Source organism: Burkholderia sp. S-53, from assembly GCF_025560745.1.
Classification (GTDB): domain Bacteria; phylum Pseudomonadota; class Gammaproteobacteria; order Burkholderiales; family Burkholderiaceae; genus Burkholderia; species Burkholderia pyrrocinia.
The window spans coordinates 1,693,682-1,709,516 of the sequence record NZ_CP090484.1 but is presented as its reverse complement, the minus strand read 5'-3'; the positions used below and the strand labels follow the sequence as shown (position 1 = coordinate 1,709,516).

The following is a 15,835-nucleotide window of genomic DNA, read 5'->3' as shown; positions in this document are numbered from 1 at the left end:
CCGTCACGTCACAGCGCAACGCCGTAAACCTCCCGCGCAGCCGCCCGGATCGCATCGGCCATCACCGTGACGGCCGGCGAATGCAGCCGGTCGGTGCGCGTGATGATCCCGAAATCGTCCATCCGGCAATCCATCTCCAGCGGCAGCACCGTGACGATCCCGTGTCGCGCGTAGTAGCGCGCGACGTCCTCGGCGAGCACCGCGATCATGTCGCTTTGTTCGAGCAGTTGCGTGATGAACAGCAGCGCGGACGTTTCGACGACGTTCGCGGGCGGCGCGAGGCTCGCGCGCTGGAACACGAGTTCGAAACGATGGCGCAGCACGCTGCCGGCCGGCGGCACGACCCACGCGGCGCGCTGCACGTCGGCAAGCGACAGCGGCGCCTGCGCGAGCAGCGGATGGCCGGGCCGCACCACCGCGGCCACCGTTTCGCCGGTCAGCGGCTCGTAGCGCAGCCGCAGCTTGTCGTGTTCGGCGGAGAGCCGGCCGAGCACGATATCGATCTTGTCCTGCGCGAGATGTTCGAGCAGCACGTTGCTGGTGTCGATCTCGACCGATACATGCAGGCCCGCATGCGTGCCCTTCACGGCGGCGACGGCCGGCGGCACGAGCCGCAGGCCCGGCGACGTGATCGCGCCCACCGCCACATGCCCGAGATGGCCGGCCTTCAGCGCGGCCAGTTCCTCGTTCGCCTGGTCGAGGCTGCCGAGCGCCGCGCGCGCGTGGCGGATCAGCGCGTCGCCGTACAGCGTCGGCCGCATCCCGCGCGGCAGGCGCTCGAACAGCACCGCGCCGATCGATTCCTCGAGTTCGCGCAGCAGCTTCGACGCGGCCGGCTGCGTCATGTTCAGCGCGGCCGCCGCGCGATGAATGCTGCCTTCGTCGGCAAGTGCGACGACCAGCAGGAGCTGGCGGGTCTTCAGGCGGCTGCGGTTGCCCCACGGGCTGGCATCAGTCATCGTACGGGTTTATATCGATATCGGAATCGATATCGTAATCGCCTAAAACGTCATTAGCGAGTTATCAAAATTCTGCCTAGACTGCGCCGGTATCCCGTCACCACAGGACTGACGATGTCGGCAACAAAACCCAGGCTGCGCTCCACCCAATGGTTCGGCACGAACGACAAGAACGGCTTCATGTACCGGAGCTGGATGAAGAACCAGGGCATCCCTGATCACGAGTTCGACGGCCGGCCGATCGTCGGTATCTGCAACACGTGGTCCGAACTGACGCCGTGCAACGCGCACTTCCGCAAGCTCGCCGAGCACGTGAAGCGCGGGATCTCCGAAGCGGGCGGTTTCCCGGTCGAGTTCCCGGTGTTCTCGAACGGCGAATCGAACCTGCGGCCGTCGGCGATGCTCACGCGCAACCTCGCGTCGATGGACGTCGAGGAAGCGATCCGCGGCAACCCGATCGACGCAGTCGTGCTGCTCGCCGGCTGCGACAAGACGACGCCCGCGCTGCTGATGGGCGCGGCGAGCTGCGATGTGCCGGCGATCGTCGTGTCGGGCGGGCCGATGCTGAACGGCAAGCTCGAAGGCAAGAACATCGGTTCGGGCACGGCCGTGTGGCAACTGCACGAAGCGCTGAAGGCCGGCGAGATCGACCTGCATCACTTCCTGTCGGCGGAAGCCGGCATGTCGCGCTCGGCCGGCACCTGCAACACGATGGGCACCGCGTCGACGATGGCGTGCATGGCCGAGGCGCTCGGCGTCACGCTGCCGCACAACGCGGCGATTCCGGCCGTCGACTCGCGTCGCTACGTGCTCGCGCACATGTCGGGCATCCGCATCGTCGAGATGGCGCTCGAAGGGCTTGTGCTGTCGAAGGTGCTGACGCGCGCCGCGTTCGAGAACGCGATCCGCGCGAACGCGGCGATCGGCGGCTCGACGAACGCAGTGATTCACCTGAAGGCGATCGCGGGCCGCATCGGCGTGCCGCTCGAACTCGAGGACTGGATGCGCGTCGGCCGCGACACGCCGACGATCGTCGACCTGCTGCCGTCGGGCCGCTTCCTGATGGAGGAGTTCTATTACGCGGGCGGCTTGCCGGCCGTGCTGCGCCGGCTCGGCGAAGGCGGGCTGCTGCCGAACCCGGACGCATTGACGGTCAATGGCAAATCGCTGTGGGACAACGTGCGCGAAGCGCCGAACTACGACGACGAAGTGATCCGCCCGCTCGACCGGCCGCTGATCGCGGACGGCAGCATCCGCATCCTGCGCGGCAATCTCGCGCCGCGCGGCGCGGTGCTCAAGCCGTCGGCGGCGAGCCCCGAGTTGCTGAAGCATCGCGGCCGTGCGGTGGTGTTCGAGAACTTCGATCACTACAAGGCCACGATCAACGACGAAGCGCTCGACGTCGACGCGAGCTCCGTGCTGGTGCTGAAGAACTGCGGGCCGCGCGGTTATCCGGGGATGGCCGAGGTCGGCAACATGGGGCTGCCGCCGAAGCTGCTGCGCCAGGGCGTGAAGGACATGGTGCGGATTTCCGACGCGCGGATGAGCGGCACCGCGTACGGCACGGTCGTGCTGCACGTCGCGCCGGAAGCCGCCGCCGGCGGGCCGCTCGCGGCGGTGCGCAACGGCGACTGGATCGAGCTCGACTGCGAGGCCGGCACGCTGCATCTCGACATCACGGATGACGAACTGCAGCGCCGCCTGTCGGATGTCGATCCGACCGCGGCGCCGGGCGTGGCCGGCCAGCTCGGCAAGGGCGGCTACGCACGGCTGTACATCGATCACGTGCTGCAGGCCGACGAGGGGTGCGACCTCGACTTCCTGGTCGGCACGCGCGGCGCGGACGTGCCGAGCCACTCGCATTGAGCGGCAGGCGCGAAACGCGGCACCGGTGAAGCAGGACAGACCGGCGACGACGCCGGCGCAGCCCACCCATGGAGACACGATGACGACGACGCAGCACCCGTCCGCGACACCGGCCGCGGCTCAATCCGGCCCGTCGGCTGCCGTCGACGAACGGCAGTTGATGCGCACGCTCACGCGCAGGCTGGTGCCGTTTCTCGCGTTGATCTACGTGGTGGCCTATGTCGACCGCACGGTCGTCGGCTTCGCGAAGCTGCACATGAACGCGGCCGTCGGCCTGAGCGACGCGGCGTACGGGCTCGGCGCGGGCCTGTTCTTCATCGGCTATTTCCTGTGCGAAGTGCCGAGCAATCTCGCGCTCGGCCGCTTCGGCGCGCGCGTGTGGTTCGCGCGCATTCTCGCGACGTGGGGCGTGATCACGATGGCGATGGCGCTCGTGCAGGGGCCGGCCAGCTTCTATGCGTTGCGCTTCCTGCTCGGCGCGGCCGAAGCCGGCCTGTATCCGGGCATCCTGTATTTCCTCACGCAGTGGTTTCCGATGCGCGGCCGCGCGCGCGTGATCGGGCTGCTCGTGCTTGCGCAGCCGATCGCCGGCATCGTGACGGGGCCGCTCGCGGGTTGGCTGCTGTCGACGCACGGGCTGTTCGGGCTGTCGAACTGGCAGACGCTGTTCGTCGTCAGCGGCCTGCCGGCCGTGCTGCTCGTGTGGCCGACGCTGCGGCTGCTGCCCGAATCGCCGGACCGCGCGCGCTGGCTGAACGATGACGAAAGGCGCTGGATCGCGCGCCAGCTCGCCGCCGATCGCGACACCTACCGCCCCGATGCGCACCGCAATCCGCTCGCGACGCTGGCCGACCGGCGCGTGCTGCTGCTCGCGGCGCTGTTCCTGCCATTCCCGCTGTGCATCTACGGGCTGTCGCTGTGGCTGCCGACGATCATTCACGCGTTCGGCGTGGGCGACGCGGCCACCGGCCTGCTGTCCGCCGTGCCGTACCTGTTCGCGGTGGTCGGGCTGCTGGTCGTGCCGCGTCATTCGGATCGCACGCGTGAACGCTACTGGCACATCGTCGTCGTGTCGGCCGCCGCGGCGCTGACGATGGCCGCGAGCGCATGGGCGCGGCAGCCCGCGCTGCAGTTCCTGTTCATCTGCCTCACCGCGTTCTCGCTTTACTCGATCCAGGCCGTCGTATGGGCGCTGCCCGGCGAATTCCTGACCGGGACCAGCGCGGCGGTCGGCATCGCCGCGATCAATTCGCTCGCGAATCTCGGCGGTTATGTCGGGCCGTACGGCATCGGCCTGATCAAGCAGGCGACCGGCAGCCTCGCGGCCGGCCTGTATTTCCTCGCGGCGACGCTGCTGTTCGCGGTGCTGATCACGTTCGTGGTCCGCGCGACGCTGCGCGCGCCGCAGCCGGCCGCGGGCGCGCTCGCCCGCGAATCCTGAACGCTTTGCTTTCCGGCTGAACGCCGATTCGACCGACGCAGGACCCGAACATGACATCGAGCAGCACGCCGCGCTATCGCGGCATCTTCCCCGTCGTCCCGACGACGTTTTCCGACACCGGCGAGCTCGACCTCGCGAGCCAGAAACGCGCGGTCGATTTCATGATCGACGCGGGCTCGGACGGGCTGTGCATCCTCGCGAACTTCTCCGAGCAATTCGCGATCACCGACGACGAACGCGACGTGCTCACGCGCACGATCCTCGAACACGTGGCGGGCCGCGTGCCGGTGATCGTCACGACGTCGCACTACAGCACGCAGGTGTGCGCGGCGCGCAGCATGCGCGCGCAGCAGCTCGGCGCGGCGATGGTGATGGCGATGCCGCCGTATCACGGCGCGACGTTCCGTGTGCCCGAAGCGCAGATCTTCGATTTCTTTGCGCGCGTGTCCGACGCGATCGACATCCCGATCATGATCCAGGACGCGCCCGCGAGCGGCACCGCGCTCGCGGCGCCGTTCCTCGCGCGGATGGCGCGCGAGATCGAGCAGGTTGCGTACTTCAAGATCGAGACGCCCGGTGCGGCGAACAAGCTGCGCGAGCTGATCCGGCTCGGCGGCGATGCGATCGAAGGGCCGTGGGACGGCGAGGAGGCGATCACGCTGCTCGCCGACCTCCATGCGGGCGCGACCGGCGCGATGACGGGCGGCGCGTTTCCGGACGGCATCCGGCCGATCCTCGAAGCATGGCGCGAGGGTCGCCACGACGATGCGTACGCGCGCTACCAGGCATGGCTGCCGCTGATCAATCACGAGAACCGCCAGTCCGGGATCCTCACCGCGAAGGCGCTGATGCGCGAAGGCGGCGTGATCGCGTGCGAGCGGCCGCGGCATCCGATGCCGGAACTGCATCCGGACACGCGCGCGGAACTGCTCGCGATCGCGCGCCGGCTCGATCCGCTCGTGCTGCGCTGGGCGCACTGAGCGATACGCGAAGGAGGAACGCACAATGAGCAAGCAGGTTACGCTGGGCGTCGTCGGGATCGGCAAGATCGCGCGCGACCAGCATCTTCCGGCGATCGCCGCCGAACCGGGCTTCGCGTTGACGGCCTGCGCGAGCCGCCACGCGGAAGTGGCCGGCGTGCGCAACTATCAGGATCTTCGCGCGCTGCTGGCCGCCGAGCGCGAGCTCGACGCGGTGTCGCTGTGCGCGCCACCACAGGTGCGCTACGCGCAGGCGCGCGCCGCGCTCGAAGCGGGCAAGCACGTGATGCTCGAGAAGCCGCCGGGCGCGACGCTCGGCGAAGTGGCCGCGCTGGAGGCGCTCGCGCACGCGCGCGGCCTCACGCTGTTCGCGACCTGGCATTCGCGCTGCGCGAGCGCGGTGGAGCCCGCCCGCGCATGGCTCGCGACGCGCACGATCCGCGCGGTGCAGGTGCGCTGGAAGGAGGACGTGCGGCGCTGGCATCCGGGGCAGCAATGGATCTGGGAGCCGGGCGGCCTCGGCGTGTTCGATCCGGGCATCAATGCGCTGTCGATCGTCACGCGGATCCTGCCGCGCGAGCTCGTGTTGCGCGAGGCGACGCTGTTCGTGCCGAGCGACGTGCAGACGCCGATCGCGGCCGAACTCGATTGCGCGGATACCGACGGCGTGCCAGTACGCGCGGAATTCGACTGGCGGCACGGCCCGGTCGAGCAATGGGAGATCGCGGTCGACACGGCCGACGGCGTGCTCGCGATCAGCCGCGGCGGCGCGCAATTGTCGATCGCCGGCGAGCCGGTCGAGATCGGCCCCGAACGCGAGTATCCGGCACTGTATGCTCACTTCCGCGCGCTGATCGCGCGCGGCGAAAGCGACGTCGACGTGCGGCCGCTGCGGCTCGTCGCCGATGCGTTTCTGTTCGGCCGGCGCGTGCAGACCGACGCGTTCGGCCGCTGAATGTGCCGGCGCGCTTCGCCGCGACCGTGCACGATGAATGATGAAGACCCAAGACGATACCAGGAGACACGGCATGACCCGCACCACTCACACGATTCGCCGACACACCCTGCGCGCGCTGCTGGCCGCGCTTTGCATCGCGCCGCTCGGCATGCAGGGCGCCGCGCGCGCCGACGCGCCGCTGAAGATCGGCTTCCTGGTGAAGATGCCCGAGCAGGCGTGGTTCATCAACGAGCAGAACGCGGCGTCCGCGCTCGGCCAGAAGGAGAATTTCTCGGTCGTGAAGATCGGCACGCCCGACGGCGAGAAGGTGCTCGCCGCGATCGACAACCTCGGTTCGCAGGGCGCACAGGGCTTCGTGATCTGCGCGCCCGACGTGCGCCTCGGCCCGGCGATCTCCGCGCGCGCGAAGCGCTACAACATGAAGTTCGTGACCGTCGACGACCAGCTCGTCGATTCGACCGGCAAGCCGCTCGCGAACGTGCCGCACCTCGGGATGTCGGCGACCAAGATCGGCAACCAGGTCGGCCAGGCGATCTCCGACGAGATGAAGCGGCGCGGCTGGAAGCCCGAGGAAGTCGGCGCGCTGCGGATCACCAACAACGAGCTGCCGACCGCGAAGCTGCGCACCGACGGCGCGACGCAGGCGCTGCTCGCGAACGGCTTCCGCAAGGAGAACATCTTCGACGCGCCGCAGAAGACGACCGACGACGAAGGCGGCTTCAGCGCGGCCGCGCCGGTGCTCGCGCGGCATCCGAACGTGAAGAAATGGGTGGTCTACGCGCTGAACGAGGAAACCGTGCTCGGCGCGGTGCGCGCGACCGAACAGCTGCACATCCCGGCGGCCGACGTGATCGGCGTCGGCATCAACGGCGCCGGTGAAGCGTTCGCCGAGTTCCAGAAGAAGGAGCCGACCGGCTTCTACGGGACGATCGCGGTCAGCTCGACGAACCACGGCAAGGACAGCACGCAGAACCTCGTCGACTGGATCCGCAACGGCAAGACGCCGGCGGCCGACACGCAGACGAGCGGCAAGCTGATGACGCGCACGAACTGGCAGGCCGTGCGCACCGAGCTCGGCATCTGAGCGGTGCGAGGCGAACACGCGATGACGATGCAGACGATGACGGCCGTGTCCCGCAGCAACGACGCTGCGGCAGGCGCACCGCCGCAGGACGCCCCGCTGCTCGCGCTCGACGGTATCACGGTGACGTTCCCGGGCGTGCGCGCGCTCGACGCCGTGTCGCTGTCGGTGCGCGCGGGCGAAGTGCACGGGCTGATGGGCGAGAACGGCGCGGGGAAATCGACGCTGCTGAAGGTGCTGTCCGGCGTGAACCAGCCGCAGTCCGGCACGCTGACGCTGAACGGCACGGTGCAGCGCTTCGCGTCGACGCGCGCCGCGCTCGAGGCCGGCATCGCGATCATCTACCAGGAGCTGCATCTGGTGCCCGAGCTGACGGTTGCCGAGAACCTGATGCTGGGGCAACTGCCGAGCCGGCTCGGCGTGGTCGACGAGCGCACGCTCGCCGCGCGTGCGCTCGATGCGCTGGAGCGGCTCGGCGAGCACATCGATCCGGGTATTCCGGTGAAGTACCTGTCGATCGGCCAGCGCCAGATGATCGAGATCGGCAAGGCGCTGATGCGCGATGCGCGCGTGATCGCGTTCGACGAACCGACGAGCTCGCTGTCCGCGCGCGAGACCACGCAGCTGTTCCGGATCATCCGCGCGCTGCGTGCGGAAGGCCGTGCGATCGTCTACGTCACGCACCGGATGGAGGAAGTCTACGAACTGTGCGACCGCGTGACCGTGTTTCGCGACGGCCGCCGGATCGACACGTTCGATTCGGTCGCCGATCTCGACCGCGACCGGCTGATCGGCTGCATGGTCGGCCGCTCGATCGAGGACGTGTACGGCTACCGGCCGCGCGCGGCCGGCGATGTGCTGATCGAGGCGAAAGGGCTGGCGGGGCCCGGGCTGGCGGAGCCCGTGTCGTTCACCGCGCGGCGCGGCGAGATCGTCGGCTTCTTCGGGCTCGTCGGCGCGGGCCGTTCGGAACTGATGAAGCTGCTGTACGGCGCGGTGCGCCCGAGCGCCGGGCACGTCGAGCTGGGCGGGCGTCGCGTCGCGTTTGCCAGCCCGCGCGACGCGGTGCGCGCCGGCATCGCGCTGTGCCCGGAAGACCGCAAGCAGGAAGGCATCGTCGCGATCGCGTCGGTGGCCGACAACCTGAACATCAGCGCGCGCCGCCATTTCAGCCCGGCGCGCATGCTGCTCGACACGCGGCGCGAACGCGAGCTCGCGCAACGCTATATCGAGCGGCTCGCGATCAAGACCCGCGACGGCGACACGCCGATCGGCGCGCTGTCCGGCGGCAACCAGCAGAAGGTCGTGCTGGCGCGCTGGCTGGCCGAGCGCATCGACGTGTTCCTGATGGACGAGCCGACGCGCGGCATCGACGTCGGCGCGCGCGCGGAAATCTACAACCTGTTCTACGAACTCGCGGAAGCGGGCCGCACGGTGATCCTCGTGTCGAGCGATCTGGCCGAGGTGATCGGCGTGTCGGACCGGATCATCGTGATGAAGGAAGGCCGGATCGCGGGCGAGGTGGCGAAGGCGCAGGCCACGCCCGACGCGCTGATCAAGCTCGCGCTGCCGCGCTAGCGGCTTGCTGTTCAACCGGAATGCAAATGATATGAGCCAGGCAATGCAACCCCAACGCACTTCTCCATCCCCCGATGCCGCTGCGCCCATGAAGGCGCGCGGCGGCGTGTGGCAACTGATCAACCGTTCCGGCATCGTGATGGTGTTTCTGGTGCTGTTCGCGACGCTGTCGCTGACCGTGCCGGACTTCCTCACGCCGCGCAACATCCAGGGCCTGCTGCTGTCGGTCACGCTGATCGGGTCGATCGCGGTGACGATGATGTTCGTGCTCGCGCTCGGCGAGGTCGACCTGTCGGTCGCGTCGATCGTCGCGTTCTCGGGCGTCGTCGCGTCGACGCTGATCACCGCGACGCACAGCGTGCTGTTCGGCACCGCGGCCGGCGTGCTCGCGGGCGGCGCGGTCGGGCTCGTCAACGGCGTGCTGATCGCGCGCTACCGGATCAACTCGCTGATCGTCACGCTCGCGATGATGGAAGTCGTGCGCGGGCTCGCGTTCATCACGTCGAACGGCGACGCGGTGATGATCTCCGAGGAACGCTTCTTCGAACTCGGGGCCGGCTCGTTCCTCGGCATCTCGTATCCGATCTGGAGCAACGTCATCGGCTTCGTCGTGTTCGGCTTCCTGCTGCGCAAGACGGTGTTCGGCAAGAACGTGCTCGCCGTCGGCGGCAACGGCGAGGCCGCGCTGCTCGCGGGGCTGCCGGTGATGCGCATCAAGATCACCGTGTTCGTGCTGCAGGGGCTCGTGACCGGCTTTGCCGGCGTGATGCTCGCGTCGCGGATGAGCCTCGGCGATCCGAAGACGTCGGTCGGCCTCGAGCTCGGCGTGATCTCCGCGTGCGTGCTCGGCGGCGTGTCGCTGACGGGCGGCGTCGCGACGATTTCCGGCGTGCTGGTCGGCGTGCTGATCATGGGCGCGGTGCAGGACGCGATGAGCCTGCTGAACGTACCGACCTTTTACCAATATCTGATACGAGGCGGAATTCTGTTGCTCGCGGTGCTGTTCGACCAGTATCGTCGCAACCAGCGGCGCGCGATGAAGATCTGACCGGCAGCGCGCCGCCCGCGAACGCGACGGATATTCGCGACAGATATCGGGAGACGGCATGCAACAGAATCATCCGGCCGCGTCGGCGACGCTGCTGGCCGACAGCCGCAGCACGCTCGGCGAAGGCGCGACGTGGTGCGATACGACGCACGCACTGTACTGGACGGACATCGAAGGCGCGCAGTTGTGGCGATGCCGCGCGGACGGTTCCGACCTGACGTCGTGGGCGATGCCCGAGCGGCTCGCGTGTTTCGCGCTGACCGACGATCCGGGCGTGCTGCTCGTCGGGCTCGCGACGCATCTCGCGTTGTTCGACCTGCGCAGCGGCGCGTTCACGCGGATCGTCGACGTCGAACCCGAGCTGCCGACCCGGCTGAACGACGGGCGCTGCGATCCGTTCGGCGCGTTCGTGTTCGGGATGAAGGACGAAGGCGGCGAGCCGCCGCGCGCGATCGGCGGGTTCTACCGGCTCAATGCCGACCTCACGCTCGAACGGCTCGCGTTGCCGACGGCGGCGATCGCGAACAGCATCGCGTTCTCGCCGGACGGTTCGAAGATGTATTTCTGCGATTCGCTGGTGCGCGAGATTTTCGTTTGCGATTACCGCGCGGGCGGCGACGTCGCGAACGTGCGGCCGTTCGCGCGCCTGACCGACGCGACCGGCGACCCCGACGGCTCGACAACCGATCGCGACGGCGGCCTGTGGAACGCACAGTGGGGCGGACGGCGGGTGGTGCGCTACGGGCCGGACGGCGTCGAGACCGAGCGCGTCGACGTGCCGACCGCGCAGCCGAGCTGCGCGGCGCTCGATGGCGAAGGCCGCCTGTACGTGACGAGCGCGCGCGTCGGGCTGAGCGACGACGTGTTGGCGAGCGATGCGCATGCGGGCGGCGTGTTCGTCGCGCAGACGCGGCATGCGGGGCTGCCGACTGCGCGGTTTGCGCCCACGCGCGCGCTGCGCGGCTGATCGCGTACCGCCGGCATCACGCCTGCACCAGATTCCTCGGCGATCCCGCGACAAACCGTTCGATGTTGCCGATCAGCTGATCCGCGAGCGCCTGCTGCGCGTCGTCCGACGCCCACGCGACATGCGGCGTCAGGATCACGTTGGGGCGGCCGGCGATGCGCATCATCGGATCGTCGGCGGCCGGCGGCTCCGCCGATGCGACATCGAAGCCGGCGCCGCCGATCAGCCCTTCGTCGAGCGCCTCGACCAGATCGTGCTCGTTGACGAGCCCGCCGCGCGCGGTGTTGATGATCAGCGGCTTGCGCTTCATCGCACGGAATTCCGGCGCGGCGATCAGGTTGCGCGTGTCGCGCGTGAGCGGACAGTGCAGCGTGATGATGTCGCTGGTTTCGAGCACGGTTTCCCACGGCGTGTAGAGCATGCCGGCCGTGCCGCCGCCCTTGTGCACGGCGAACAGCGGCCGCATCCCGAACGCCTTCGCGAGTTCGGCGACGCGCTGCCCGAGCACGCCTTCGCCGACGATGCCGAGCGTCGCGCCCGACAGGTCGCGGATCGGATGGTCGAAGAAGCAGAACTGCCCCGATTCCTGCCAGACGCCGCGCAGCACGTCGTCGCGATATGCGACGAGGTTGCGGCGCAGCGCGAGAATCAGTGCGAACGTGTGCTCCGGCACGGTGTCGATTGCGTAGCCGCGGATGTTCGCGACCGCGATGCCGCGTTGCGCGCACGCGGTCTTGTCGACGCAGTCGGTGCCGGTCGCCGCGACGGCGATCAGCTTCAGGTCAGGCAGTTCGGCGAGCATGTCGGCGGTGATCGCGACCTTGTTGGTGATCGCGATGGTCGCGCCGGCGAGGCGTTCGACCACCTGTCCGGCGAACGTGCCCGGATATTCGACGAGGCGATGCGCGAACGCCGGCGCGGGCAGGGTGATTTGCGGCGCGAGCGTCGCGCGGTCGAGGAAAACGATCGTATGCATGGCAGTGGTTCGATGAATGGCTCGACGGTTCACAGATGCCGCGCTGCGGCGGCGACGATGTGCTCGGGCGTGATGCCGAAGTGCGCGTACAGCGTATCGGCGGGGCCCGATGCGCCGAAGCCGGACATGCCGACGAATTCGCCGGTGTCGCCGAGGTAGCGGTCCCAGCCGAAGCGCACGGCGGCCTCCACCGCGACGCGCACCGTGCCGGTGCCGAGCACGCTTTGCCGGTACGCGGCGTCCTGTTCGTCGAACAGCTCGCAGCACGGCATCGACACGACGGCGGTGCCGATGCCGTCCTGCTGCAGCCGTTCGCGCGCGGCCAGCGCGAGTGCGACTTCGGAGCCGGTCGCGATCAGCGTGACGCGGCGCGGGCCCGCCACCGCTTCGGCGAGCACGTACGCGCCGCGCTCGCACGCGTTGCCGGGGCCGGCCGAGCGACGCACGAGCGGCAGCGTCTGGCGCGCGAACACGAGCGTGCTGGGCCCGCTGCGGTGCCGGTACGCGAGCGCCCAGCATTCGGCGGCCTCGACCGCATCGGCGGGGCGGAACACGCGCATGTTCGGCATCGCGCGCAGCGACGCGAGGATCTCGACCGGCTGGTGCGTGGGGCCGTTGCGGCCGACGCCGATCGAGTCGTGGCTGAACACGAACTTGACCGGCAGGCCCATCAGCGCGGCCATCCTCATCGCCGGCCGTTCGTAGTCGGAGAACGCAAGGTACGTGACGCTGAGCGGAATCACGCCGCCGTGCGCGGCCATTCCGTTCGCCATCGCGCCCATCAGGTGCTCGCGGATCCCGCAATGCACGTACGCGCCGGCCCGATCCGCAGCGGTGAACGCGTGCAGGCTGCGCTTGTGGCTCGTCGGCGCTTCGAGGTCGGCACAGCCGACCATGCGCTCCGGCAGTACCGGCGCAAGCAGGTCGTTGATCTCCGCGGAAATCATGATGCCGGCCTGCGCTTCGCCGGAGTCGAGCGCGGTGCGCTGGTAGCGTTCGAGCACATCCTGCCAGCCGTCGGGCAGCTCGCCCGCGATCACGCGCTCGAATTCGGCGCGCTCGGCGGCCGGCAGCGCGGCCACGCGCGCGCGCCACGCGAGATACTCGCCTTCGCTGCGCCGCCCGGCCGCACGCCACGCGGACAGCACGTCGTCCGGAATCTCGAACGGCGCATGCGGCCAGTCGCGGTCGCGGCGCGCGGTATCGGCGTCGGCATCGTAGAGGCGTCCGCTATGCCCACCGCGCTGGCCCTGCAGGCGCGCAATGCCACGCGCGATGTCGGTGCGGCACGCGATCATCGATGGCCGCGGGTCGTTGCGGGCCAGTGTCAGCGCGGCCGACACCGCGTCGATGTCGTGACCGTCGACGTCGACCACATGCCAGCCCGCGACGCGGAACCGCTCGGCAACGTCCTCGGAAATCGACAGCATGGTGCTGCCGTCGTCGGTGATGCGGTTGTCGTCCCAGCACAGGATCAGCTTGCCGAGCCGCAGATGGCCGGCGAGCGAGATCATTTCCTGACCGACGCCTTCCTGCAGGCAGCCGTCGCCGACGAATGCGTACGTGTAGTGGTCGACGACGCCGTCGCCGAAGCGCGCGTTCAGGTAGGCCTCGGCCACCGCCATCCCGAACGCGTTCGCGATCCCCTGGCCGAGCGGCCCGGTGGTGATCTCGATGCCGGCCGCGGGATCGAATTCGGGGTGGCCCGCGCAGTGCGAGCCGAACTCGCGGAACGTCCTGATCGCGTCGAGATCGATGCGTCGGTAGCCGGTCAGGTGGAGCAGCGCATACAGCAGCATCGAGCCATGGCCATTCGACAGCACGAAGCGGTCGCGGTCGGGCCACGCGGGATCGGCCGGATTGAACTTCAGGTGGCGCGTGAACAGCGCGGTCGCGATTTCGGCCATGCCGAGCGGCACGCCCTGGTGGCCTTCGCCGGCGCGCACGATCGCGTCGATCGCGAGAAAGCGGATCGCATCGGCGAGCGGCGGGGTGGCGGGAACGGACATGATGCAGGACTCCTCGGCGCCGTCCGGTCACGGACGGCGCACACGATAGGCGTTGCGGGGAAAGGGAAGCGGACGTCCTCGCGAGCGTCGGAAAAATCGCGAGGACGCGGGATCAATGCAGCAGGCCGATCGAGATCCACGGCACCGCGGCGACCACGATCAGGCCGACGATCAGTGCGGCGATGTAGCCGACGATCGGCTTCATTCCTTCGTCGGGATTGATGCGGCTGACCGCGCAGGCCGAGTAGTAGCCGACACCGAATGGCGGCGCGAACAGGCCGACGCCCATCGACAGGATCACGACCATCGCGTAGTGGACGTCGTGGATGCCCATCTGCCGGGCGATCGGGAACATCAGCGGGCCGAACAGCACGATCGCCGGGATGCCTTCGAGCACGCTGCCGAGCACGATGAACGCGACGATCGACGCGGCCATGAACATCGCGGCGCCGCCCGGCAGGCCGGCCATCGCGCTCGCGAGCTGGCCCGAGAAGCCCGACTGCGTGAGCGCCCACGCCATGCCGGTGGCCGCGCCGATGATCAGCAGGATCGCGCCGGACAGCGCGGCGGTGTCGATCAGCATCGGCTTGAGCCGCCGCCATTCGAAGCGGCGGTAGATCAGCAGGCCGGCGATGACCGCGTACGCGATGCCGATCGTCGACACTTCGGTCGCGGTCGCGACGCCTTCGACGACGGCCGCGCGGATCACGAACGGCAGCGCGAGCGCGGGAATCGCGACGAGCAGCTTGCGCAGCACCTCGGCGCGGCTCGCGCGCTTCACGTTCGACAGGTCGTCGCCGCGGTAGCGCCACCAGACGACCGCGCACAGCGTGATCGCGAGCACGATGCCGGGCAGCATGCCGCCCGTGAACAGCGCGGAGATCGACACGCCGGTCACCGAGCCGAGCGTGATCAGCACGAGGCTCGGCGGGATCGTCTCGGTCTGCGCGCCGGTGGCCGCGAGCAGCGCGACGAGGTCGCCGGGCTTCGCGCCGCGCGCCTTCATCTCGGGGAACAGCACCGGCGCGACGGCCGCCATGTCGGCCGCCTTCGAGCCGGAGATGCCCGACACGAGATACATCGCACCGACCAGCACGTAGGACAGGCCGCCGCGCACGTGGCCGAGCAGGCTCGCGAGGAACGCGATCATCGCCGCGGCCATGCCGGTCATCTCGATCAGCTGGCCGAGGAATACGAACAGCGGCACCGACAGCAGGATCAGGTGCGACATCCCTTCGTCCATGCGGCCGACCACCACGACGAGCGGCGTGCTGGTCGTGAGCGCGAGATAGCCGAACGTCGCGAGCCCGAACGAGAACGCGATCGGCACGCCGGACAGCACCGCGACCGCGACGAGGCCGACGAAGAAGATCAGCAGGTTCACGTTGCCGAGGTTCTGCAGCAGCGGCGCGGCGATGACGAAGCCGCCGGCGATCGCCGCGACCGCCGCGATCGCGCCGAGCGTCAGGTGCCAGTTCGCGGTGCGGATCAGCCGCAGGCACGCGACGAGCGCCATCAGCGTCGTGCCGACCGGCAGCGCGGCCGCGCGCCAGCTGTTCGGGATCTCGAGCGCGGGCGACGTGATGAACGCCTCGTCCTGCGCGAAATCGACGGCCGGCCCGATCACCAGCACGAGGAACGCGAGCGGCGCGGCGATCGCGACGACGTCGAGGAACGCGCGCACGCCGGGCGACGCCTTGCCGACGAGCGCGGTCATCCGCATGTGCTCGCCGCGCCGCAGCGCGACGACCGCGCCGAGCATCGCGAGCCACAGGAACAGCATCGACGCGAGCTCGTCGGACCAGACGAGCGGCGCGTGCAGCAGGTAGCGGCTCGTGACGCCGGCGAGCAGCACGACGATCTCGGCAACGACGAGGATCGCGGCGGGAATCTCGACCAGGTGGCCGAGCAGCGTGTCGAGGGCACCGGCGATGCGGCGCGGCGCCGGGTGCGGGAGCAGGATCGTCGTCAT

General features: G+C 69.3%; 12 protein-coding genes. 8 read left to right on the top strand and 4 right to left on the bottom strand.

Annotated elements, in window-relative coordinates:
- Positions 1 to 8 precede the first annotated feature (8 nt).
- Positions 9 to 959, bottom strand: a complete 951-nt coding sequence (locus tag LXM88_RS29770) for a LysR family transcriptional regulator (protein ID WP_262542922.1) — start codon at positions 957 to 959, stop codon at positions 9 to 11.
- Between the two features lie 114 nt (positions 960 to 1,073).
- Between LXM88_RS29770 and LXM88_RS29765 the strand changes: the two genes are divergently transcribed.
- The 8 genes from LXM88_RS29765 to LXM88_RS29730 all read left to right on the top strand — a co-directional run bounded on the left by LXM88_RS29765 (position 1,074) and on the right by LXM88_RS29730 (position 10,878).
- Positions 1,074 to 2,825, top strand: a complete 1,752-nt coding sequence (locus LXM88_RS29765; protein ID WP_262542921.1) for an IlvD/Edd family dehydratase — start codon at positions 1,074 to 1,076, stop codon at positions 2,823 to 2,825.
- Positions 2,826 to 2,904: 79 nt separating this feature from the next.
- Positions 2,905 to 4,266: an MFS transporter gene (locus tag LXM88_RS29760; protein WP_262542920.1), complete on the top strand. Its 1,362-nt coding sequence runs from the start codon at positions 2,905 to 2,907 to the stop codon at positions 4,264 to 4,266.
- Positions 4,267 to 4,316: 50 nt separating this feature from the next.
- Complete coding sequence (locus LXM88_RS29755) at positions 4,317 to 5,246, top strand: dihydrodipicolinate synthase family protein (RefSeq protein WP_262542919.1); 930 nt, start codon at positions 4,317 to 4,319, stop codon at positions 5,244 to 5,246.
- A gap of 25 nt (positions 5,247 to 5,271) precedes the next feature.
- Positions 5,272 to 6,201, top strand: a complete 930-nt coding sequence (locus LXM88_RS29750) for a Gfo/Idh/MocA family protein (RefSeq protein WP_262542917.1) — start codon at positions 5,272 to 5,274, stop codon at positions 6,199 to 6,201.
- 73 nt (positions 6,202 to 6,274) lie between these two features.
- The gene (locus LXM88_RS29745; protein ID WP_262542916.1) at positions 6,275 to 7,288 is read left to right on the top strand and encodes an arabinose ABC transporter substrate-binding protein; all 1,014 of its coding nucleotides are present in this window, start codon (positions 6,275 to 6,277) and stop codon (positions 7,286 to 7,288) included.
- A 21-nt stretch (positions 7,289 to 7,309) separates the two neighbouring features.
- Positions 7,310 to 8,863 (top strand): L-arabinose ABC transporter ATP-binding protein AraG, encoded by a 1,554-nt coding sequence (araG, locus tag LXM88_RS29740; protein WP_262542915.1) that lies wholly within the window; start codon positions 7,310 to 7,312, stop codon positions 8,861 to 8,863.
- Positions 8,864 to 8,894: 31 nt separating this feature from the next.
- Positions 8,895 to 9,911 (top strand): L-arabinose ABC transporter permease AraH, encoded by a 1,017-nt coding sequence (gene araH, locus LXM88_RS29735; RefSeq protein WP_262542914.1) that lies wholly within the window; start codon positions 8,895 to 8,897, stop codon positions 9,909 to 9,911.
- Between the two features lie 58 nt (positions 9,912 to 9,969).
- Positions 9,970 to 10,878 carry an SMP-30/gluconolactonase/LRE family protein gene (locus LXM88_RS29730; protein WP_262542913.1) on the top strand — a complete coding sequence of 303 codons (909 nt, stop codon included), beginning with the start codon at positions 9,970 to 9,972 and terminating at the stop codon, positions 10,876 to 10,878.
- Positions 10,879 to 10,894: 16 nt separating this feature from the next.
- Here the strand turns inward: LXM88_RS29730 and LXM88_RS29725 are convergent, their stop codons facing one another.
- The 3 genes from LXM88_RS29725 to LXM88_RS29715 form a co-directional block, all read right to left on the bottom strand.
- Positions 10,895 to 11,854 (bottom strand): D-2-hydroxyacid dehydrogenase, encoded by a 960-nt coding sequence (locus LXM88_RS29725; RefSeq protein ID WP_262542912.1) that lies wholly within the window; start codon positions 11,852 to 11,854, stop codon positions 10,895 to 10,897.
- A 29-nt stretch (positions 11,855 to 11,883) separates the two neighbouring features.
- A complete protein-coding gene (gene tkt / locus LXM88_RS29720) occupies positions 11,884 to 13,863 on the bottom strand; it encodes a transketolase (RefSeq protein ID WP_262542911.1) in 1,980 nt (659 codons plus the stop codon).
- Positions 13,864 to 13,975: 112 nt separating this feature from the next.
- The gene (locus LXM88_RS29715; protein WP_262542910.1) at positions 13,976 to 15,835 is read right to left on the bottom strand and encodes a TRAP transporter large permease; all 1,860 of its coding nucleotides are present in this window, start codon (positions 15,833 to 15,835) and stop codon (positions 13,976 to 13,978) included.